This is a genomic window from Microcoleus sp. B5-D4 (genome assembly GCF_036705145.1).
In the GTDB taxonomy this organism is placed as follows: Bacteria; Cyanobacteriota; Cyanobacteriia; order Cyanobacteriales; family Microcoleaceae; genus Microcoleus.
In genome coordinates, this window is the sequence record NZ_JAUBTV010000004.1 from 76,409 (window position 1) to 97,427 (window position 21,019).

Below are 21,019 nucleotides of genomic sequence, written 5' to 3' on the forward strand. Positions count from 1 at the left end.
AAAAAGAGTAAAATTCTTGTGGGTTGGGCGTCCCGCCCGCCCTAAAAATACAACTTAAATGCGAGACAGCTTACCTATTTAATTTACTCTTTTCCTATTGCTATTTGCCAATGCAAAACCTGCTAAATATTCTGTCGAGCACTGATTCTGTCACTTCTTCCCCCGTCACTTCCCCCAATGCTTGAATTGCACCGCGTAAATCTATTGTCCAGAAATCTAAAGGCAATTTGTTGCTAATAGTATCCGTGCATTGTTCCAGAGAAATTTTAGCTTTAGTTAAGGCCGCTGCTTGTCGCTGGTTGATTGCTAAGTCTGAGTTGGCTGCTTGCAAATTTCCCCCGGTGACGGCATCTAAAATTGCTGTTTCTAAGTCTTCTATGCCTCGATCGAGGGCGGCGGCTGCGGTAACTATACGGTGAATTTCAGAGGAAAAAGGTAGTTCGGGGAGGGTTTTTACTAAGTCGATTTTGTTGATAATTATAATTAGCTGGCGGTGGTTTACTTGTTCGTAAATTTCCGAATCTTCTTCTGTCCAACCAGATTCCGCGTCAATTGTCAACAACACTAAATCGGCTTGTTTTGCTGCGGCGCGCGATCGCTCAACGCCAATTTTTTCTACCTTGTCCTCGGTTTCTCGAATGCCCGCAGTATCAAGAACCTGCACTGGAATTCCCCCGACAACTAGCTGCGATTCTACCACATCCCGCGTCGTACCGGGCAAATCCGTGACGATCGCCCGATCGCTCTTACTCCAAGCATTCAACAAACTCGATTTTCCCACATTCGGCCGCCCAACAATCGCTACTTTCAAACCAGTTCTCAACAATTCTCCACGATCTGCGGTTGCCAAAATTGTTGACAATTCCTCCAAAACATTATTTATTTCCAAAGAAGTTTTAGCTTCATCTAAAGGCGGCAAATCTTCCTCAAAATCAATTCTCGCCTCAATTTCTGCCAGCACGTCCAAACAAGTTGTTCTCAATTTGCGAATTGGCTGCGCTAATTTTCCTTGCAAACCAGCTAAAGCACTTTGTGCAGCAGCGGGCGATTTTGCTCCCACCAAATCTGCAATACTTTCAGCTTGAGTTAAATCGAGCCTCCCGTTCAAAAAAGCCCGCAGCGAAAACTCTCCCGGCTGCGCCAATCTCGCCCCATGTTCCAAACACAACTGCAAGACTTGCTGCACGGCCATGATACCGCCGTGACAGTGAAATTCCACCACATCTTCGCGAGTAAAAGAACGCGGTGCTTTCATGATTAGCAGCAAAGCTTCATCGACTAATTCTTGAGTTTTGGGGCGGCGGATGTGGCCGTAAAGAATGCGGTGAGACTCCCAAATTTGCCGTCCTGGGGCGCAAAACAGAGTTTCGGCAATTTTTAAGGCTGCGGAACCGGAAACTCGCACAATGCCGACGCTGCCTTGTTGGGGAACTATGGCAGTGGCGATCGCTGCGATCGTTCCTCCTTTTGTTAGTGATTCAGACATTTTTAATTGCTCTATAGTTTAATAATTATCTCGATCGCCCTATCTGCAATGCCTCGAACATATAGGCATTTAATTGCTGTATATAGAGATTTCCTAATTCACCCAATCGTCTAATAATTAATCTGCGTTGGAGGGTAGCTATTCGAGTTACTCTAACTTTAGATGATACTCGCAATCCCGTTGCCGAAAATTCTATATCTTCCACATTTAAAGCAAACTCTTCATTACTCAAACGGCTAACATTTTGAGACGAAATAAAGCAAACAGTAACTTCATCAGGATTTGAGATAGCACATAGCACTAAAGCCGGACGCAATTTCATCTGACTCAAATCAGTAAATGGAAATTCGACTAATACAATATCTCCTTTTTTTAGTGTCACGCAATAGGTTCTCCATCTTCTATTGTGTAAATATCAGGTTCGTCATGCAAAAAGTCAAAACAGCCACCACTTTGATCGAGCTGCATAAGTTCCTGAGTCGAAGGGTACGGGATCTTTTCTAGTAATTTGTCCGTAATCGCTAATTGTTCGTCTGCGGAGAGAGATAAGATAACTTGAATTAGGGAGTCAACGAGTTGTACGTTCATTTTAAGTCATCTGTTGCTCGGTTACTAAATTATACTATAAGTTCACGCTTTGCATCTACAGTCAACCGATACGGGCAGCAGACTGGGACTAATCTTAATGCTATAGTCCTCGACGCAGAAATTGTTTTTTTTACGGAAATACTGCATCCCGGCTTTTAACACTGCGTCCTGGACTGCTCAAATTCAGACAAGGCTCAAAGTTTGGGCGATCGCCTTTAAATTGCCAGCACCTGTAGTCCTACTACTGGCGATTTCTTCGGCGGCTTGGCACACCGGAATCAATAGCTAAAAGTTTGACACCACAGTGAGCTATTCTGATTTCATGCAATAATGGAACATTGACAGGGTAGAGGGCAAAGCATGATTGGTCAACTCCTAGACAGACGTTACCGCATCATTAAAGTCACAGACTCAAGTGAGGTGGGAAAAACTTATCTAGCAGCAGATACTCACCGTCCCGGGTATCCGCAATGCACGGTTAGAGAAATGCGGCTACCCGGCACAAGTTCGCAAACTCCAGAATTAGTCAAAGTTATATTTCAAAGAAACGCAGAAATAATTGAAAAATTGGGTAAACACGACAAAATTCCCGAATTATTGGCGTATTTTGAGGAAAATCAAAGTTTATACTTAATAGAAGAATTTATTGCCGGCTCACCTTTAAGTCAAGAACTAATACCCGGTGAACCTTGGGATGAAGACCAAGTAATTGGTCTGCTATCAGAAATATTAGAAATTTTGGTGTTCATACACGACAAAGGTTTCATTCACCGCAGAATTCAACCAGACAGAGCGATCCGGCGCGAGTCAGACGGCAAATTTGTATTGGTAGACTTTAGCTTAGACAAAGAAATTAACCCGGAACTTGCTAACTGTCATTTGTTGTCGCAAACTTCCCCGAACTCTGTTAAACGCCATGAGGCAAAAAAACAGGATTTGGGGGCCCAGGAGTTATACGTGCCGATCGAGCAATTGAGCGGCAACCCCCGTTACAATAGCGACATCTACGCTCTAGGTACGATCGCCCAGCTTGCCGTCACGGGACTCTCACCCAACGAACTGAGTGCCTTAAAAAACAACAAAAACGAAATTCCCTGGCGAAACCGGGCAACTTGTTCGGCCGCCCTAGCAGATATTATCGATCGAATGGTGCGCCCTGACTGTGAGGAACGTTATCAGGAGGCCGCCGAAGTTTTAGCAGACCTCAAACAAATCGCCGTAAAATTGGAGGTTGAGCCGCCGCCAGCCACAATCATCACGCACGCTATGAGTCAACCGCTAAGACAAAGCCAAACCAAACTGCTGCTGTTGGCTGCAACAGCGGCAGCTTTAATCTTGACGGCAGTGATAATTTACTTTTGGCAGAGTCAAAGTCCGGCGAGGTCAAAAGAATTGTTAGCCCGCGGCGTTACCAAGGCGCAGCAAGGTGACACAACAGGCGCGATCGCCGATTATACTCAAGCGATCGCCCTGAATGCCAGCGATGCGGAAACTTACTACAAGCGGGCAAACGCTCGCTACGACATGGGCGCAACCGAGGAAGCAATACAGGATTACACGCAAGCAATTAAAGTCAATCCTAGCCACACCAAAGCTCTCTACAATCGAGGTATGGCCCGCCTCGACATCGGGGACAAGCGGGGGGCCGTGGAAGATTTCACCCAAGTAGTGCGACTCAATCCCAGCGACGGTGAGGCCTACTCTCAGCGGGGTTTAGCTTACTACGAGTTGGGCGACTACCGCACAGCAATAGAAGACTACACTCAAGCAATTAGGCTCAGTCCCAACGATGCTACAGCTTACAGCAATCGGGGTTTAGCTCGATCGGCTGCAGGCGACAAAACAGGAGCAATGGCAGATTTTACTCAAGCCCTGCAAATTAGCCCCAAACAAGCTGGCGTTTACTACAGTCGTGGTCGAGCGAGATTTAATCTGGCAGATTATCAAGGAGCGATGGAAGATTATACTAAGGCGATCGAATTACAACCAGATCTCGCCGATGCTTATACCAATCGGTGCAGCGCTTACTTGAATTTGGCCACCTACGACAAAGCGATTGCAGATTGCACCGAAGGAATTCGCCTCGATCCAAAAGATGAAGCAGCTTACAACAACCGCTGCATTGCTTATCTGAATTTAAAACAATTTCAAAAGGCCAGCGAAGATTGCAGTTTGACGATCGGACTTAACGGCAACAATCCCAAAGCATACAGCAATCGAGGATTAGCTCGATCGGCTTCGGGAGACAAGCAGGGAGCTGTGGAAGATTTTACTCAAGCAATTCGACTCAATCCCAGCGATGCCGTAGCTTACAGCAATCGCGGTACTATTTACTCAGAACTAAAAAATTACCCTTTAGCAGTTGAGGATTTCGCTCACTCGCTGCGGCTCAACCCCAACAATGCTAGCGCTTTTTACAGCCGAGGCCTCGTCCGTCGCCAACTCAAAGACCGTGCCGGGGCGATCGAGGATTTTCAGAAAGCTGCAACCCTCTTTCTAGAACAAGGAAGAGCCGATGGTTTCCAAAACGCACAAGCACAAATCAACGACCCTAAATAAACTATTAGTTTCCATTCAGATGTTAAAAAAAGAAGAAAAAAGGAAGAAGGAAGAAGGAAGAAGGAAGAAAGAAGAAGACCCAATTACCAATTCCCACTTACCAACTTCTCGTTACCAACTCCCCGTTACCAATTCCAAATTACCACCTCCCCGTTACCAATTCTCACTTATAGATATGAACATGGTTGGTCAACTTTTAGACAGGCGTTATCGCGTAGTGCAAATTCTCAGCTCGGGTGCTTTCGGACAAACTTATTTAGCTGTCGATACTCGTCGCCCTGGCCACCCTCAATGTGTAGTCAAACAACTGCGCCCTCCCAGCAACACTTCCACAGTTCTCAAAACAGCTTACCGCTTATTTAAACAAGAAGCAGAAATATTAGAAAAGCTGGGAAAACACGATCAAATTCCATTTTTACTCGCTTATTTTGAAGAAGCCAATCAATTCTACCTCGTCGAAGAGTTTGTGCCCGGACACGCCCTAAATAGGGAAATTGTGGCCGGTCAACCTTGGCGGGAAGAACGAGTGCTGGATCTGTTGGAAGAAGTGTTACAAGTTCTCGCCTTCGTACACTCTCAGGGAGTGATTCACCGCGATGTTAATCCCTCCAACTTAATCCGCCGCAAACCAGACGGCAAATTAGTTTTAATTGACTTCGGTTCGGTTAAAGAAGTTGCGAGTCACGTCAGCGAGTACGATACAGAATTTCCGCGCACCATTGCTACTGGAACTCCGGCTTATATGCCGATCGAACAATTTCAAGGAAACCCGCAATTTAGCAGCGACCTCTATGCAGTCGGGATGATGGCAGTCCAAGCTATCACTGGTTTACCCGGTACGGATTTGCCAAAATTGCAAGATCCGAGTCCTTCTCATACGGGGGAAATTGTTTGGCGAAACCGAGCTCAATGTTCTGTGGGATTAGCCAATATAATTGATAAAATGGTCTGTCACCAATTTGCCAAGCGCTATCAATCTGCGGATGAAGTTTTGCTAGCTCTGAGCAAGTTGAGGCACCGCCAAGAACCGGGGAATCCGGCTCACAAGAAAAGTATGGCTCCCACCTTAGTTTCTTCTGATCGTTTTTCGTCACGTTTGGGAAGTCGATTTTGGTTGATGATTTTGGCGGGGTTCGGGGCGGCGATAGTTCTGCTATTTCTGTTTAGTTATTGGAGCCGCCCGAATCCGATTAAAGCTAAGGAATATTACGAACAGGGAGTGGAAAAGTCTCGCAATCAAGAGGCGGCGGCCGCTTTGCAGGCTTTTAATAAGTCAATTCAATTGAATCCTAAAAATGCCGAGAGTTTTTACCAGCGCGGTAATGCTAATTATGATTTACAAAAGTATCAAGAAGCAATTGCGGATTATTCTCAGGCGATCGCTCTCAATCCTAAATATTTTCAGGCTTATTTTAACCGCGGGCTAGCCCGTCACGATTTTAACGACAAGGGCGGGGCGATTGAGGATTACACTCAAGCTTTGAATCTCCAGCCCAATGATGCTGATACATATTATGAAAGAGGAGTTGCTTATTTAGAACTGCAAGATTACAAGGCGGCTATTCAGGATTTTAACGAAGTAATTCGGTTGCAGCCGAACCTTGTGAAAGCTTATCATTCGCGGGGATTGGCTCGCGCTGGGAGTGGCGATTTGCAGGGGGGGATTGGAGATTATACTGAGGCAATTAAACTTGATGCTAAGAATGTTGATGCTTTCTACAGTCGGGGGAGAGCTCGCTTTCACCTAGGAGATTATCAGGGAGCTTTGGCGGATTATTCTCAGGTAATTGCGATCGATCCCAAGAGTGGAGATGCTTACGCTAATCGTTGTAGCACGCAGTTGAATTTGGGAGCGCATCAAGCGGCAATTGACGATTGCACTCAGGCAATTTCGCTGAGCGATGAGGATGGGGTTCCTTACAACAATCGCTGCATTGCTTATTTAAATTTGAAGGATTATCCGAAAGCAATTGCCGATTGCACTCAAGCCCTGACAGTGAATCCGAATGATTTTAATGCTTTTAACAATCGTGGTTTAGCTCGCAGCGCGGGGGGTGACGCCCAGGGGGCGATCGCAGATTTTACAGCAGCAATCGGGTTCAATCCCAACAATGCTGAAGCTTACGCCAATCGGGCTAAGATTTATCAAGAGTTAAAGAATTACAATAGTGCGATCGCAGATTACGTGCAAGCTATTCGGATCAGTCCGAATTATGCTGCTGCTTACTACGGTAGAGGCATGGTTCGCCGCTCCTTGGGAGACAAAGCAGGAGCAATTAGCGATTTTGAAAAAGCAGGCAAAATGTTTCTCGATCAAGGACTTACGGGCGGTTACAAAGATGCACAATTTGAGATTGAAAAGCTGAAGTAGTCAATCGATTTTAGATTTTAGATTTTAGATTTTAGATTAAAGAATTGAAGCATTGACCCCCCGAATTTATTCGTGGGGCAAGTTTCATCGGATACAGGTTTTTTATTTCTCCGTCCTGAGTCTGCGAAGGCATGAATCCGGGGGCTTGTATCCTGGATGCTTTCGGTCATTAGTCATTAGTGATTATTTCTCGATGTTATATTTTTATCGATCAATATTTTATAATCTCAGATGGCGTAAGGGCTGGTTTACCTTAATATTTAATACCAACAGAAAATGCAGGTAGACCAGCCCTTACGCGCTATTAATGCTAGCTATTATCAATTTTCTGGGTCTTGAAGTCGTTTAACCAATTCATAAAACGGTTCCCAATTATCCTCAATAGCAATGGCTTCCCAAACAGCCTCAATCGTCGGTCTCAACAGCGATTGTTCGGGATTGTGCCGGAGCAAACAGTCCGCCATTTTGTCCATATCATCCGCAGACAAACTTTGCAAAACGTGATAATAAAACTGTCGCCAAGGTGCTATCAAGTCTGCCGGTTCCGCCTCAGCAAAAATTAGACTAGCATCATCTCGCCAAGTGCGATCAAACTGTCTTCGCAGTTGAAAAAAGAAATCGTGATACTCAACTTGAGACTCCGCCAGCATTTTAATTGTCACCTTCAACAACTCATCTCCCTCCGCCTCTGGCAAATCCTCAAATCCCAATCTATTGAGCATCAACCGCCGATAAGCTGCATTATAATAATCGCCAAACTTTGCCAAACCCGCATCCAGATCAGCTTGAGGAATCGCCGCTGCTAGCGGTTGCTGAAGCTTCTCTAAATTGTCCCTACAAATCAACGGTTGATTGCCGTAACAATAAAGACCCGAATAGTCAAAATAAGCTGCGGTAAATTGCGGCTTGTAAGTTGGGATAAAAGCGAAAGGCCCGTAATCGAAACTTTCTCCTGTAATTGACATATTATCAGTATTAAGCACGGCCTGGCAAAATCCTGCTGCCATCCACTGAGCGACTAATTCAGCTACTCGCTTGACTAAATCTGCATAAAATAGCGCATATTTTTCGGCAGGCGAAACCCCGGCATTACTTGCTTCTAAATGCAGTTGTGGATAGTAATATTCAATAACAAAATCTAAAAGTTTTTTAGTTAAATCCGGGCGGCGGATATAGTGCAATCTTTCAAAAGTTCCAAACCGGATGTGAGAATGACTGAAACGCACCATTACGGACGATCGGGTGGGTGATGGTTCATCGCCCCGCCACAAAGCATCCCCAGTTTCAACTAAACTAAAACAGCGAGATGTCCGCACTCCCAACCGGTGCAAAGCTTCGGCGGCTAAAACTTCGCGAATTCCCCCTTTGAGAGTAAGTCTACCGTCACCGCCCCGCGAGTACGGAGTGCGGCCGGAACCTTTAGTGCCGAAGTCGTAAAGTCTGCCGTCAGTCCCGCGAACTTGGCCGTATAAGAAGCCTCTACCGTCACCTAAATTGGGGTTATATGTGTTGAATTGATAGCCGTGATAGCGAAGTGCCAAAAAAGGGCGGACGCAGTGAAATTCGCCGAACGCTTCAATGAAATGTTGGTCGGTTACTTGTGCGGGGTCTAAACCCAATGTCGGCAATAATTGGTCATTGCGGAAGCGGAGAATATGCTGCGGAAAATCGGCTGCAGGGACTTCATCAAAATAGTCGCCGCCGAGGGATTCGAGGGCTGGTTCGTAGTTGAGGGAAAGCAAAGGATTTGACATTTTTCTATTTTATCTTGAAATTGGCGATCGCTCCAAATTATATACGGGTAAGGTGCGGACTGCATTGGTGTCAATAATTGCCTCATACCCTTGGTCTCCCTGGTTTATAGCCGAGTCTCGCTCCTCCTTTCATCCCTGTACTGTTTCATGCTCAAATTTTAGCATAGGTAAAGTTTGAGCATGAACCATTAATGTCTTCCTCGAATGCGGAAAATTTTTACTTTCAATAAAATTGATAGTTTAATTAACCGTTTTCCTGGCTCAACATGGGGTTGAAGGCGTAATTTGTTTAAATTTTAGTGGATTCATCAGCTAATATACCAATTCCCTCTTTAAAATTGGTCAACACCCCGTAAATTGCCCAAATAGCCATCGCCCGCAAATAGTGACTAGCCCGAAAAGTTCCCCCCGCCGTAATCGCTTCCGGCGTCCGAAACTGCAACCCATTTTCATAAATCTGCTTCACCACCGCATCCGTCAATTTAAAAGCTTTCTCCTCCATCCCCATCTGTACCAAAAAAGCCGCCAACCCAAAATTAATCCCCGTCCAAACTTCCAAAGGATGAGTTGCATTCGGATTTTCCGGCGAACCATTCAGCATCACGCCATTCGCCGCACCGAACTCGCCATCGTTGAATTTCAAAAAGCAAGATTCGTACACAGTCTCTAAAGCGCTGACTGCACATTCCGGCGGCACAATATCCGGCAATCCTAACAGTTTCGCGTAAAATTGACCGCACAGTTGGTCAGCCATCACCACTTCGGAATTACTCTCGCTGTCCAAACGGTAATATTGGCCGTTCCACAGTTTTTCTTGATAGCTCGGTCTTGCTTGTAGCAGCCAACTGTGATATAATGCTATCTTTGCTTGAGGGTTAGGAATTATCTCCGGTGCTCCATCTTCCAAGATTTCGCCGATCGCGATCGCAGCCTCCAGCGCCGCCAACCACAAACCCCCGCAATACGCACTTATCCCCCGCATTTGCCAGTCATCAAACGTCTGATCCGGTGCTCCAGAATTCTCAGGAATTCCGTCCCCATCCTCATCAAAAGTTTTCAGATAAGCCAAAGCCTCAACAATTGCCGGCCAACACTCTTGCAGAAACTCACAATCGGTGCCGCCAGTCAACAGGAAATCCCGATAAACCTGCAACACAAAATCGCAAGGCAAATCCTTCCACAAATTGCAATCTTGATAGCTAGTATAATTCGTTTTCTCCCAAGGATGCTCATTAGGAGCACCCAAATCGTGCGGCGTCGCACCGACAGCTTTTCTAATAGCCGAAGCTTGATTCCAACCAATAATTCTCGGCGTATCGTCTCCGGCAGAAATTGCCCTAGCAAACGCTAAAACCACCGACTTTTCCAAATCCGGCCACAGCATCAACAAAGCAAAAGAACCGTAAAGCCGCACGTCCAAACTTTCGTACCAGCGGTAATCAATGCACTCCAAAACCGCAAATTGACCCTTTGGATCGCGTTCGTCAGCGGCACTCCAAAGAGTACCGCCGTCTGTCAGGGCGTACAACTCATTAAACAAAGCCATTTTAAAACTGTCTGACAAATCTTTCCGTTCTAAAATCGGTTTTTGCCAAGCTTCAATATTTTCGCGCCAAGTATCGGAATGCTTCATTGCAGTACGAATAATCGGCCAAGCATTTTTGCCGTTACGACCGAAGAAATCCGTATAGCGGCGGTAGTACCAAACTCCCGATGCAAACTCAGTAACGGGCAAATCCCAAGCTATAATAAAGGGGATTTTGCGAGTTTTTCCCGGTCGAATAGTAAAGCGAACTGCGATCGCACAAGCCAACTGTTCTCCTGCGGCTGCGGCTGTCTCGTCTCTGTCATCCAACAAGAAACCTTCAGCAGAAAAGTTGCGCCAAATCTCCTCGCCATTCCCCGCCGGGTTCCAGCGAGTTTGATAGAATACCTCTACCGCTGGATTAGTAATAGTTGCGATCGCCCATTGTCCATCCCCTTCTTGCGGTTCGTCCTCAGCAGTCAACCGCGTCATCACACAACCGATTCGGTGAAAATCTTCCACCAACAAATTCATATTTCCGCCGCTTTCTCCCCACCGGGGTTGATAGTCATAAAATGGACTACCATCATCTCGCACCATCACTTTCGGGGACTTATTGGCATTAGTAAACCAACCAACAATATTCTCCCAAGTCAGCATGATGCTAAGAGTAATCGGCGCATCGGTAGGATTGTGTGCCACCCATTCAAACATGGCGACTGGGTAACTGCTTTCCTGATAATTGTTCGGCAAAATTGGCGAAAATTGCTCGCAGCTTAATTGAGCCTGAAACACATTTTCGTATACAAACCAACTGCGCGGATACAAAGCATGATAAGTCCCCGAAGATTGAAATTTTTCCTTCTCTTCCCTTCTTCCGTCTGCCTTCAGAATTTCATCCGTTACATCCGTTACATAATCCGTTGCCGAACTTCCTTCCGATGGATACCATTTCCAACTAGATAAACTGCCATCGCTAGGCGGTTCAGTGGACAGTGCAAAAGCTTGTTTCTTGCCTTGAGTTTCTTCAAAAACGCTGAACTGACAAGCGGGCAAACTGCGAAAAATGTGCTCGCCGCCGTCAATGTGCCAGAGGTTGAAGTCGCCGCGGGGCGATCGCCCGATGCAGCCGGCACCGAACCCGCCCAGAGGCATTCCGTGCCAGGGGCCGTCGTCGAGATTGCTTGCGTAGCGGACTGTATAGGGATTCTCCCAACCGAGGCCAATGGGACGTTTCCAGGTGTGCGGGGGGATGTTTGGATTGGATGTGCGATCGTTCATGATAGGTGTTAGTGGCAAGGGCGATCGGTGGAATTCCGGCAGAGCTTTAATAGTATATATCTTATATCTTGCACCATTCTCAATTAGCCTTTTATGAACAGGCTTTTCGGCCTGTTCCACAAGAAGATATACTCTTTGTGGAACGGGCCGGAGAGTCCGTTTTTGAGAATGGTGCAAGATGTGAGATATATAGGACTTACACAAAAAACCCAGTTTCTGATTTAGATTTTAGATTTTAGATTGCAGCAAGCCACTTTATCGGGGCATAATATAATCAGCGATCGACATCTTGGAAAAATAAGATATTGCGCCCCGATCACCTCTGCATACGCCCTACGTCTATAAAAAGCTTGAGATTATTTGTTGGAGATATCTATTGGCAAAACCTTGATTTCTATAAACCAGCCCTTAGTTCTTATTGCAACTGTTCCAGGGCATCTCGCACGTCAACCAGATGGTTGTTAAATACTTCTAACGCGGCATCCAAAATCTTGAAAATAGCCCGGTCACGAATGGAATAGAACACAAAGTTGCCCTGTTTGCGACTTGTCACCAAATTCCTGCTTCGTAACACGGCTAATTGCTGAGAGATAGACGAAGGCTCTATTTCCAGCCAGTCAGCGATATCGTTGACGCTGCGCTCTTGTGTTCGCAGGGTATCTAGAATCTGAATCCGCACTGGATTAGACAACACCTTGAACAGGTCTGCTTTAAAATCGCTCGGTTTCAATGCCATTCTATTACCTAAGTATCCTTAAAGCTTTGTGGGTCATCTTAACATTCTGATGTTCTGTCATACAAGTGACCGTCTGAAGTAATCCGGGGGGCGTTAAGGTATCGATTTCTATTGATTCTTATAGAATAGACTTAGTGCTTTTGAGTAATTACCTGTAGTGATTCACTTGGCGGTTGATCGATCGTGATGGTTGTGGCATCGCCGGTGGTTAACACTCGTTGCTTACCGAAGGTTGTCCACAAACCCCTGGCATGACGTTGATACTGACGGATGCTCGATGCCCCAAGCGGTCGATGAACGTGGTTAGGGATGATAATCAGATCGGGGCTGCAATAGTTGAATACTTCTGGGCAGTAACCATCTTCTTGTCCGTGATTGGAAGCGACAAATAGGTTGACTTGGCGAAGTCGATCGCGAAATTTGGGATTTCGCAATAAACCACGCCACCCCTCTGTCTTCAAATTACCGGGAAAGATCATATTCACATTCCGAGCTGACAGGAAGGTAACTAGGCTGAGATTATGAACGTCAAGAAACTCTGGATACTGGTTGCAGAAAAAAGAAATAGTCACATCCCCTAGATGAATCCTTTGATCTACATTTGTCTGCCCATTATAAACTTTGTTTAAGAGTCTTAGCTCTTTCCCCGTGCCGGGATTCCGAACGGCTAACTCAGGAACACTATTTGCATCAATTGATGGATTAGCAATCAAATAATCAATCGAAAAATTATGTTCCAATAAATGACTCGTTAAATCAGAGAAGCCTATTAAATGCTCTTCGGTGTAAGCGGGTACGATTAAGTAATCGAGGTGACGGGTTCGATGATTTAGAAAATACCAGATCGGTCGAAAATTATTGCGAAAACTGTAGCCACAGTCAATCATGGCTGTACGATAATCATCGGCTTCAATGGCAGAGCAAAAGCCACGATCGACATCAAAAATTTTAATTTTCATTGTCTTTGCTACTCTACAAAAAACAAGCTGCTGTGCCGCTCGATCCCACTTTAATTAGGAATAAAATCGAATACGACAGCATAAAATGCCGTCGGTCGCGATCGCCTCAGAAAGTGCAGATGGGCGAGCGCATCTGTACGAGAAAAATATCGAGCAAGAACAATATTTTGGAAATTAGGGAGAAGACGGACAACGCACCAACGCCGACATGAATCTTCTGTTCCATTTAGAAAAGGTCGTTCAATGTAACCCATCTCGGTGTATATGTTTTATCCAGTTTTAACTATCTACGAGTACCAACCGCAGAGGGTTAATCCTCGTAGATGATGGCTATTGCAGCAGCGGGGTAAAAATTCCCTGGTGGATTGCTGGTTGCCACAATCTAGCACGAGTGTTAATCTATATGCAAGACTTTGAATATTCTCAGATAGAGAAATTCAAAGACATAAGGAGATTTTTGGAACTAAATGACAGTAGCAAAAAGTTTCATGGGTGGTCTGCGGTTTTGGTTCGATCGCACCTTTGCTCATTGGCGAGGTGATTTGACTGGTGGGCTGACTGCTGCCGTGGTTGCCCTTCCTCTGGCCTTGGCGTTTGCTGTGGCCAGTGGCGTCGAACCTAAAGCCGGACTCTACACGGCAATTGTGGCGGGCATCGTGGCGGCGGTATTTGGTGGTTCCCCGGTGCAGATTACAGGGCCCACGGGAGCGATGGCGGTAGTCCTGATTGGGATTGTCACCCAATATGGTATCGAGAAGGTGTGGATTGCCGGGGTAATGGCAGGAATTATTCAAGTTGCCCTGGGCGTCGCCAAACTAGGTAGACTGGTCAAGTTTATTCCCTATCCAGTCACAGCAGGTTTTACCAACGGCATCGCTGTGATTATTTTTTGCGGACAGTTGAATAATTTCTTTGGGTTGCAGTTGCCCCGTAGTGAACATTTTTTACCGGGCATCTGGCAAACCCTTACCCATTGGGAAGGATTAAACCTAGAGGCAGTCGGGTTGGCAACTGTGGTGATTCTGACCAAGCTATTTTGGACAAGGATTACGACTGCCATACCGGGTTCATTGGTAGGGTTGGTGCTGGCAACGGCGATCGCCTCTTTCTTTCACCTCGATGTTCCCACCATTGGTTCTATCCCACAATCGTTGCCGATGCCCCAAGGGATTCCCCACGCTAATGATTTTAGGGTGATCCGAGAATTGATTAATCCCGCATTAGCTTTAGCCGCATTGGGCAGTATTGAATCGCTGCTATCTGCTGTGGTTGCCGATGGTATGACTGTTAGCGAGAAACACAACAGCGATCGCGAACTGATTGGTCAGGGCTTAGCAAACATTGTGGTTCCATTCTTTGGCGGTATTCCAGCAACGGGAGCGATCGCCCGTACAGCGGTGAATGTGCGATCGGGCGGCAAAACCCGGTTGTCTGGAATCATTCACGGGGTTGCACTGGCAATCATCGTTTTGACATTAGCACCTTTAGCCGCTCAAGTTCCCCTGGCAGCATTGGCTGGAATTTTGATGGTGACGAGTGTGCGGATGATTGAGTGGGAAGCGATCGGCTTACTGATGCGGGCAACCTACTCCGACTTCGGCGTCATGATGCTCACTTGGATGGTGACGATTCTGTTTGATTTGGTACTGGCAGTGGAAGTCGGGCTAATTGCTGCTGGGGCGTTATTCATTAAGCGCATGAGCGAGCTCAATTTGGCGAAAATCCCGGAAACAGAAGCCTTTCCGCCCGGTGTACCCCTTGAATTGAGCAAACAAATTGCCGTTTATCGGGTTGACGGGCCTGTATTTTTTGGGGCAGCAGAGCGGTTTGTTACCTTCTTGCGGGATGAACCTGAAGTGAAGTATCTAATTTTGCGGATGCGGTTTGTGCCCAATATGGACACTACTGGAATCGTGGCCTTGGAAGACATCTATCGCGATTTGAAACGACATGACTGTCGCCTCCTTTTGACTGGCTTACAACCTGAAGTTCAAAACTTGTTAGAACGCAGCGGATTGCTGGGCAAAATTGGTAAACAAAACTGTTTCGAGACCACCGATGCAGCAGTTTGCGCGTTAACTCCAACGGCTATCAGTTGTCCTCTCTCTCCTCCATCAGTTAGTCAGTATGAAGAACTGATTAAACGCTGAAAATGCCACTGCTCCTAGTTTCATCTTTTGTATCTACCGTCAAAGGGAACTCTTCACCAACCGTTCAACCGATGAAAATAGGAGCAACAATTCAGCAACTATTGTCATCGTTAAATTGCGATTATCAACTTCCGCCATGTCTGTTTGGAGAAACTTACTAATGCATACATTTGACATTGAAATTATTGGCACTCATCACGAAAATTGTCATTTTCTAGAAGACAATGTTTTAAGGGCGATCGCTAAACTGGGCATCACCGCAAAAGTTAACTGCATTGCAGATATTGAAGAAGTGAAACGACTAAGACTGCGCTGTACTCCAGCTTTAGTGATTGATGGCAGGGTTGTGAGTCAAGGGCGGCAGGTTTCATCAAAAAAAATCCAATCCTTCCTTCTGGAATTGACTCATTTGTCCGATGGTGGAGATTTTCTGAGTCGAATGTTTTAGGAGATGAAGTATCTGATACGGGAAAAAGTGCTACCATTTTTTCCAGACCCTTACCGAGCGCTTAAAACCAGCGCTTTTTCAGCGCGGAAGTTGTCACAATATCGATCGAGGAATGTTTCAAAAGTTAGGATTTTTTGCGCGGTGTAAGCCATGGGAAACTAATAGTTTTTTGCTGAAAATCTTATTCTATCAACTCACCAAATCCCAACTCAGAACCTTTCCCCGCGTGAACCAAAGCCAACTTTTCGTAACGCTTAGCGTGTTCCACCAACTCTGCTGCTTCTTCCTCAGAGACATCCCGCAGGCGTTTGGCAGGCACTCCCGCAACTAGCGTATGAGGGGGAACGTCCTTGGTGACAACCGCCCCTGCACCGACGATAGAGCCTCTGCCCACCCTCACTCCGTCCAGGACGATCGCCCCAATCCCGATCAGGCAGCCCCGTTCAATGTAAGCTGAGTGAATCACGGCTCGGTGTCCCACTGTAACGAAATCTTCCAAAACAGTCGGTTGCCCCGGATCGCCGTGCAGAATTGCTCCATCTTGGATATTGGTACTTGAGCCTATTGCAATTCGCTCTACATCCGCCCGCACCACCGCCCCGTACCAGATACTAGCGCCTGCAGCCACCTCAACCCTGCCGATCACAACAGCGCCTGGGGCGACAAAAGCCGCTTGGGATAGATCGGGCCTGGGCCAATAGGAAGGAAGTGCAGACTGAGGTTCGTTGAGATTGCTCATCAGAAAAATGGGTAGAAACCCCGTCCTTTTAGGACGGCTTTACCATTGAATGGGGGGGAGGATTAGTCCCCCGTTAAGCTTGCTACCGCCTTGGAACTACTAAATGCCGTGTACTTTTGTGCTGTACTTTCGTCGGGACAATTGCCGGCTGACACTGTTTGTCCTGTACGCATAGCAAGTGGCGGTAAGCCCGTGTGTATATATCCCTTCGCTACTGACTATTCGAGAGGTTACAGACTAGGGAAGCATCCAGTAACGTCGTTCGGTGTACCACCACCAGATAGTTCAGTTTGGGTTCTTGACCCGCAAGCTAGACACTGTTTTAGTCTCAGATTTAAAAGGTGGTGAGCCTTTCTCTTCTTTGCCCCATGCCTTTAGGCTGGGGTTGGTGACTTGTTGGTCGATCGTTATACTTCTAGCAGATTAGCTGGTTGTTGATACGGGATATAATAAAAGTATTTGGCACTTTTGCAGAGAAAATATGCTGGGACGCAAATAAATGATTGAAGTTGCCTTGCAATACCCGATGTTTGGCCCGGAAATTCAGTGTCCCCACTGTCGCCAAACAATTCCGGCTTTAACACTCACGGATACCTATTTGTGTCCGCGTCACGGGGCATTTGAGGCAGATCCAAAAACGGGGGAACTGGTTCACCTTCAGTCTGGGCGGCACTGGCGCCGCTGGGAGAATGAATGGTATCGCCAGCACACGCACCCGGACGGGATTCGGTTTGAAATTCACGAAGCGCTCGATCGACTCTATACTCAAGGCTACCGAGCAACTCGCGTGATCGTTGCCCAACGCTATCGGGACTTAATCAGCGCTTATTTGGAACGCAGCACGCCTTGGCGCGGTCAGTCGGACTCGCCGCGGCCCAGGTTGTACGGTTTGCCTGTGGATTTTAGCCCCGATCCTCAAGAGGATCCTTGCTGGGAAGTGATTAATTTTGATTTGGAAAAAGAGCCGGGAGTTCCGATTAGATATCCCTATTTTCGGTTGTTTGAATAGTCCGTTGACAGTTGGCAGTTGTCCGTTGACAGTTGGCAGTTGTCCGTTGTCATTAGGAAATTAACTGACTAAATTTATTCCTGAGTCTGGAATTATCAGTAATAAGTAAATAAAGTAACTAATGATTAACAAATCATAAAGCCGATTAATAACAACTATCAACTCACAACTATCAACTGACAATTATCAACTGCCAACTATCAACTGCCAAAATCTAATGCACCACGCCTCGATTCGCACTGCTAACATACACCGGGCGATCGCCTTTTATGAACATTTGGGATTTACTGTGAGCGATCGCTTTACCACTGGTTACACTCTAGCCTGTTGGATGGAAGGCCTCAACGGACGCATCGAACTCATTCAAATCCCGGAACCCAAACCCGCACCGGATGCTTTCGGAGACGAGCATTATGTTGGATATTATCATTTATCTTTTGATTTAACGGAGGCGACAACTGACTTGCCTAGCTGGTTGCAGTCTCTGAAAGAACGGTTTGAGGAAGCTGCTTCATACCAACCAAACCAGTTTCAAGCTTTGAAAGTTTTATTAGAACCGACTCAACAGGCGATCGGGCAAAATGTTTACGAAGTAGCTTTTATTGCCGATACTGATGGTTTGCCCTTAGAGTTTATCCGGCGGATGAATGACTAATGAGGTCAGTAGTTAGTAGTCATTAGCCATTTATATTCTTTCAATTCATACCGCTAATCCTTAGCGAGAAGACTCAGTTGTCTCAAAAGGGTGTCGGAAGTCTTTTCCAACAATAAATCGCGTTGCATCTAGAGGATAAGTCTTAACATAAACCAGACAACCGGTGGCCGACGACGGACTATAGGGAGAATTGGGTGAATACCGCAGCCAACTACCAGTTGGGAAATCTCCTAACTGATCACTCCAAGAGCCTTCGATGACAAAGATTTCTTTCACCTCAGATTCAACTACGTTCCACAAAGCCGTGCCTGGTTGCCAGCGTTCCACCCAAACTTTTTCATGAAAACCCTCTTGCTCATAAAGTGGCTTTAAGTAGGTCGGCGGGAAAATCCATAAGTATGTAACAAAATATTAAGTCGGGTGACTGGACTTGAATTTAATACGTTGTGTAGGGTAATCTCCTCTTTTTCCTCTAACTTCTACTCCATGAATTACGGCGTAGGCGAGTTCTAATTCATCCTCAAACAAATGTCGCAGCTAATTCATCTTCTTTAATGTGTTGCCACTCTAATTCAATTGGGTTCATTTCGGAACAATATTTAGGCAAGAAAAAAATATATAAACCCTGAGCTTCCCACTTTGACCACAACTGTTTGACCTCCTGACATCGGTGTATTGGACCGTTGTCTTGTACAATAATTCTCATCCGTTTCATTTGGGCCGCTTCTTCTGCTTCTTTCTCCATAATCTGAATATAAGCTTTTCGATCAACACCTCCAATTACCAAACCATATACAAAGCTACTTAAAGGTTCAAAAAGCCCCACAATACTTAATCTACGACCTCGACTTTTAGTTTGCTGTATCCGTTTTTGTTGACCTTTTTTGTAATATGTATAACTTGCTTTACTCCACGCACAAAATCCTGATTCATCTAAATATTTTAAGTCGATTTCTCCGGCTGCCGCTGCTAATTCCAGCATATCTAGGTCTGATTGCTTTATTTCTCGTTGTTTGGGGTCTTGTTTTCCTTTATGACTTGGACTAGCTCTTTTCCAAATGATTCCTTTTTTTTAGTACCCGTCTTAGTCGGTCGGGACTTAATTTAATAGAGCGCTCTTTTTCTAATTTATCAGCTAATTGAAAACTGTTATATGTACGTGGTTCTTTTTTTAAGCATTCTTCTAAAAACTCTATATCTTCTTCTTTCCATTTGGCTTTTACCCCTCGACCTGGTTTTTCCCAAAGGCTTTCTCTACCAAATTCTTCCCATTTATGTAAGACTGCTCTCACTGTTTGTGAAGCCCAGTTAAAGTGAGTAGCTATTTTCTCAACATACCAGCCATGTGCATTTAACCTGATTACTTCTGCTCGATCTTTGACTTTTTGTGGTACCTTCGCCGTTCTCAGATTAAATAGGGTTTTGTCTTGCTTTTGAGTCAGAAATACTCTTAATCGAGCGCCCATATATTAATTACCTCACTAAAGCTATACCTTTCTTTATGTATCTTAACATAGTTTTGTTTTTTTTCGCCGACCTACTTACTTCAATTGGGGGAATAGCACCGGGCTGCCAGGGCAACTCGTAAATATTCGTTTTCACCCGCTGGCGAGTGGTTCCACCATGTTGCCGTAATTTAACAAATGTCAGGCAACCTTCATCGCTATAAGGACGATGGATAAACCCTTCGGGATTGAGCATATAAGATCCTGGAGGATACACACCTGTTTCATCAGCGAAGTTACCCTGGAGTACCAAAATTTCTTCTCCACCCGGGTGTCCGTGTAGCGGGAAAAAGCCACCCGGATCGAAGCGAGTCAGCATAGTGACGGGATGATCTTGAACGTTATCGTCGGACTCAAAGGCACCAAACCAGATGCCCGTAAAAGTGGTCTGATGCCAGGTTAGCGATGACTGCAAGACGGCGGCTCGACTGGATACGTCGTTGTGAATTGGTTGAGGTTGCCACTCAAGTTGAGAAGACATAATTCTTAAAATTTAAGATGAATTGCTTATTTTGTAGAGGCTGGTTCCTATAGCCAATATACATGAATTTTGTGCTATTTACTGGCCGATCGCCTGTTCCCTATTTCCTGTTCGCTCTTCCCTATTTATACTGTTTCGCCAGTTTGATCGTTTTATCTAGCAATATACCGCCCACAGGATCTGTCCCATAGGAATCTCCGACGTGTAAGGCGATATCTAGGGCAAAACTCACCTTGCCATCCAAGAGCGCCAAAGCCCAAAGACTCACGTAGTCGCGCAAACTAGCATCAACTAATTTGAGGTGCTCTAGGGTTCTGAAATATCTGGCTTCAGCGACTGTCGGACTCCCCGGCAATCCTTCGATGTGTTGCTGGTAGAATTGACTAGAGAGGGCTTTCCGCGTACTCTGCATCACCCTAGGAAAACTCTGAAAGTTGAGACTCGACAGCCAAAACCCTTCCTCAGTTAAAGCTTTGTGAACTCGATCGAACGTGTTTTATCCGTCATATAGACGATTCGGGAGATGGCAGGGGACTCGATACTCGGGGAAAAACGAGATTTATCAAGGGTTTTAGGCGATTGTTGACACGCTTTGACATTGCCGTGTCCGGCGCGGGGAACTGCGACTTTTAAGAATTTGTATAAGATTAGACTTGAATTGCAAGCATTCGCTTTCCTATCTTGAAATGGCTCGGCGTTGCATCTGCGGTTTCCCTATCAATCAAATATTTATGCAATAAGTCTATTGAGGATTCTAGCAAGAGTTTTTTAAA

The 21,019-nt window shown here is 45.8% G+C and carries 19 protein-coding genes; 7 read left to right on the forward strand and 12 right to left on the reverse strand.

Features of this window, described 5'->3' with window-relative positions; genetic code table 11:
- Positions 1–100: 100 nt before the first annotated feature.
- Genes mnmE through QUB10_RS03200 form a run of 3 tightly spaced genes read right to left on the reverse strand, consistent with a single transcriptional unit; the run spans position 101 to position 2,074 of the window.
- Positions 101–1,486 carry a tRNA uridine-5-carboxymethylaminomethyl(34) synthesis GTPase MnmE gene (gene mnmE / locus QUB10_RS03190; protein ID WP_333199492.1) on the reverse strand — a complete coding sequence of 462 codons (1,386 nt, stop codon included), beginning with the start codon at positions 1,484–1,486 and terminating at the stop codon, positions 101–103.
- 25 nt (positions 1,487–1,511) lie between these two features.
- Positions 1,512–1,868, reverse strand: coding sequence for a type II toxin-antitoxin system PemK/MazF family toxin (locus QUB10_RS03195; protein WP_333199494.1), 357 nt, complete (start codon positions 1,866–1,868; stop codon positions 1,512–1,514).
- Positions 1,865–2,074: a hypothetical protein gene (locus tag QUB10_RS03200; protein WP_333199496.1), complete on the reverse strand. Its 210-nt coding sequence runs from the start codon at positions 2,072–2,074 to the stop codon at positions 1,865–1,867. The genes QUB10_RS03195 and QUB10_RS03200 overlap by 4 nt, the downstream gene beginning before the upstream one ends.
- A gap of 360 nt (positions 2,075–2,434) precedes the next feature.
- Between QUB10_RS03200 and QUB10_RS03205 the strand changes: the two genes are divergently transcribed.
- Positions 2,435–4,633: a tetratricopeptide repeat protein gene (locus tag QUB10_RS03205; RefSeq protein ID WP_333199498.1), complete on the forward strand. Its 2,199-nt coding sequence runs from the start codon at positions 2,435–2,437 to the stop codon at positions 4,631–4,633.
- Positions 4,590–7,004: a tetratricopeptide repeat protein gene (locus tag QUB10_RS03210; RefSeq protein ID WP_333199500.1), complete on the forward strand. Its 2,415-nt coding sequence runs from the start codon at positions 4,590–4,592 to the stop codon at positions 7,002–7,004. Before QUB10_RS03205 ends, QUB10_RS03210 begins: the two co-directional genes overlap by 44 nt.
- 320 nt (positions 7,005–7,324) lie before the next feature.
- On the opposite strand, the gene QUB10_RS03215 is transcribed toward QUB10_RS03210, so the two are convergent.
- The 4 genes from QUB10_RS03215 to QUB10_RS03230 form a co-directional block, all read right to left on the reverse strand.
- A complete protein-coding gene (locus QUB10_RS03215) occupies positions 7,325–8,758 on the reverse strand; it encodes a protein adenylyltransferase SelO family protein (protein ID WP_333199502.1) in 1,434 nt (477 codons plus the stop codon).
- A gap of 289 nt (positions 8,759–9,047) precedes the next feature.
- Complete coding sequence (locus QUB10_RS03220; protein WP_333199640.1) at positions 9,048–11,564, reverse strand: GH116 family glycosyl hydrolase; 2,517 nt, start codon at positions 11,562–11,564, stop codon at positions 9,048–9,050.
- A 415-nt stretch (positions 11,565–11,979) separates the two neighbouring features.
- Positions 11,980–12,300 carry a metalloregulator ArsR/SmtB family transcription factor gene (locus QUB10_RS03225; RefSeq protein WP_333199504.1) on the reverse strand — a complete coding sequence of 107 codons (321 nt, stop codon included), beginning with the start codon at positions 12,298–12,300 and terminating at the stop codon, positions 11,980–11,982.
- Between the two features lie 131 nt (positions 12,301–12,431).
- Positions 12,432–13,259, reverse strand: a complete 828-nt coding sequence (locus QUB10_RS03230) for a hypothetical protein (protein WP_333199506.1) — start codon at positions 13,257–13,259, stop codon at positions 12,432–12,434.
- On the opposite strand from QUB10_RS03230, the gene QUB10_RS03235 reads away from it, so the two are divergent.
- The 3 genes from QUB10_RS03235 (at position 13,259) to QUB10_RS03245 (ending at position 15,857) form a co-directional block, all read left to right on the forward strand.
- Positions 13,259–13,471: a hypothetical protein gene (locus QUB10_RS03235; protein ID WP_333199509.1), complete on the forward strand. Its 213-nt coding sequence runs from the start codon at positions 13,259–13,261 to the stop codon at positions 13,469–13,471. The genes QUB10_RS03230 and QUB10_RS03235 overlap by 1 nt on opposite strands.
- A gap of 255 nt (positions 13,472–13,726) precedes the next feature.
- Complete coding sequence (locus QUB10_RS03240; RefSeq protein ID WP_333199511.1) at positions 13,727–15,409, forward strand: SulP family inorganic anion transporter; 1,683 nt, start codon at positions 13,727–13,729, stop codon at positions 15,407–15,409.
- A gap of 160 nt (positions 15,410–15,569) precedes the next feature.
- A complete protein-coding gene (locus QUB10_RS03245; protein ID WP_333199513.1) occupies positions 15,570–15,857 on the forward strand; it encodes a thioredoxin family protein in 288 nt (95 codons plus the stop codon).
- Positions 15,858–16,038: 181 nt separating this feature from the next.
- On the opposite strand, the gene QUB10_RS03250 is transcribed toward QUB10_RS03245, so the two are convergent.
- Positions 16,039–16,596 (reverse strand): gamma carbonic anhydrase family protein, encoded by a 558-nt coding sequence (locus tag QUB10_RS03250; protein WP_333199515.1) that lies wholly within the window; start codon positions 16,594–16,596, stop codon positions 16,039–16,041.
- Positions 16,597–17,095: 499 nt separating this feature from the next.
- Here QUB10_RS03250 and QUB10_RS03255 point away from each other — a divergent pair, with 499 nt between their 5' ends.
- Both QUB10_RS03255 and QUB10_RS03260 read left to right on the forward strand, forming a co-directional pair.
- Complete coding sequence (locus tag QUB10_RS03255) at positions 17,096–17,605, forward strand: TIGR02652 family protein (RefSeq protein ID WP_333106288.1); 510 nt, start codon at positions 17,096–17,098, stop codon at positions 17,603–17,605.
- A gap of 217 nt (positions 17,606–17,822) precedes the next feature.
- Positions 17,823–18,260 carry a VOC family protein gene (locus tag QUB10_RS03260; protein ID WP_333199517.1) on the forward strand — a complete coding sequence of 146 codons (438 nt, stop codon included), beginning with the start codon at positions 17,823–17,825 and terminating at the stop codon, positions 18,258–18,260.
- 60 nt (positions 18,261–18,320) lie between these two features.
- Here the strand turns inward: QUB10_RS03260 and QUB10_RS03265 are convergent, their stop codons facing one another.
- The 4 genes from QUB10_RS03265 to QUB10_RS03280 all read right to left on the reverse strand — a co-directional run bounded on the left by QUB10_RS03265 (position 18,321) and on the right by QUB10_RS03280 (position 20,661).
- Positions 18,321–18,650, reverse strand: a complete 330-nt coding sequence (locus QUB10_RS03265; RefSeq protein ID WP_333199642.1) for a cupin domain-containing protein — start codon at positions 18,648–18,650, stop codon at positions 18,321–18,323.
- 130 nt (positions 18,651–18,780) lie between these two features.
- Positions 18,781–19,726 (reverse strand): IS630 family transposase gene (locus QUB10_RS03270; RefSeq protein WP_333199518.1). Its coding sequence is split into 2 segments (ribosomal slippage): positions 18,781–19,332 and positions 19,334–19,726, totalling 945 coding nucleotides; the frame shifts between segments, so codons are not numbered across the junction.
- Between the two features lie 7 nt (positions 19,727–19,733).
- On the reverse strand, positions 19,734–20,246 hold the full coding sequence (locus QUB10_RS03275) for a cupin domain-containing protein (RefSeq protein ID WP_333199520.1): 513 nt from the start codon (positions 20,244–20,246) through the stop codon (positions 19,734–19,736).
- A gap of 121 nt (positions 20,247–20,367) precedes the next feature.
- Complete coding sequence (locus tag QUB10_RS03280; RefSeq protein WP_333199522.1) at positions 20,368–20,661, reverse strand: hypothetical protein; 294 nt, start codon at positions 20,659–20,661, stop codon at positions 20,368–20,370.
- Positions 20,662–21,019: the final 358 nt, after the last annotated feature.

What these genes read in the sequence shown, in the direction of transcription:
- mnmE (WP_333199492.1), bottom strand. Translation starts at nt 1,486, where the DNA reads ATGTCTGAATCACTAACAAAAGGAGGAACGATCGCAGCGATCGCCACT.
- QUB10_RS03200 (WP_333199496.1), bottom strand. Translation starts at nt 2,074, where the DNA reads ATGAACGTACAACTCGTTGACTCCCTAATTCAAGTTATCTTATCTCTC.
- QUB10_RS03205 (WP_333199498.1), top strand. Translation starts at nt 2,435, where the DNA reads ATGATTGGTCAACTCCTAGACAGACGTTACCGCATCATTAAAGTCACA.
- QUB10_RS03210 (WP_333199500.1), top strand. Translation starts at nt 4,590, where the DNA reads ATGGTTTCCAAAACGCACAAGCACAAATCAACGACCCTAAATAAACTA.
- QUB10_RS03215 (WP_333199502.1), bottom strand. Translation starts at nt 8,758, where the DNA reads ATGTCAAATCCTTTGCTTTCCCTCAACTACGAACCAGCCCTCGAATCC.
- QUB10_RS03220 (WP_333199640.1), bottom strand. Translation starts at nt 11,564, where the DNA reads ATGAACGATCGCACATCCAATCCAAACATCCCCCCGCACACCTGGAAA.
- QUB10_RS03225 (WP_333199504.1), bottom strand. Translation starts at nt 12,300, where the DNA reads ATGGCATTGAAACCGAGCGATTTTAAAGCAGACCTGTTCAAGGTGTTG.
- QUB10_RS03230 (WP_333199506.1), bottom strand. Translation starts at nt 13,259, where the DNA reads ATGAAAATTAAAATTTTTGATGTCGATCGTGGCTTTTGCTCTGCCATT.
- QUB10_RS03240 (WP_333199511.1), top strand. Translation starts at nt 13,727, where the DNA reads ATGACAGTAGCAAAAAGTTTCATGGGTGGTCTGCGGTTTTGGTTCGAT.
- QUB10_RS03245 (WP_333199513.1), top strand. Translation starts at nt 15,570, where the DNA reads ATGCATACATTTGACATTGAAATTATTGGCACTCATCACGAAAATTGT.
- QUB10_RS03250 (WP_333199515.1), bottom strand. Translation starts at nt 16,596, where the DNA reads ATGAGCAATCTCAACGAACCTCAGTCTGCACTTCCTTCCTATTGGCCC.
- QUB10_RS03255 (WP_333106288.1), top strand. Translation starts at nt 17,096, where the DNA reads ATGATTGAAGTTGCCTTGCAATACCCGATGTTTGGCCCGGAAATTCAG.
- QUB10_RS03260 (WP_333199517.1), top strand. Translation starts at nt 17,823, where the DNA reads ATGCACCACGCCTCGATTCGCACTGCTAACATACACCGGGCGATCGCC.
- QUB10_RS03275 (WP_333199520.1), bottom strand. Translation starts at nt 20,246, where the DNA reads ATGTCTTCTCAACTTGAGTGGCAACCTCAACCAATTCACAACGACGTA.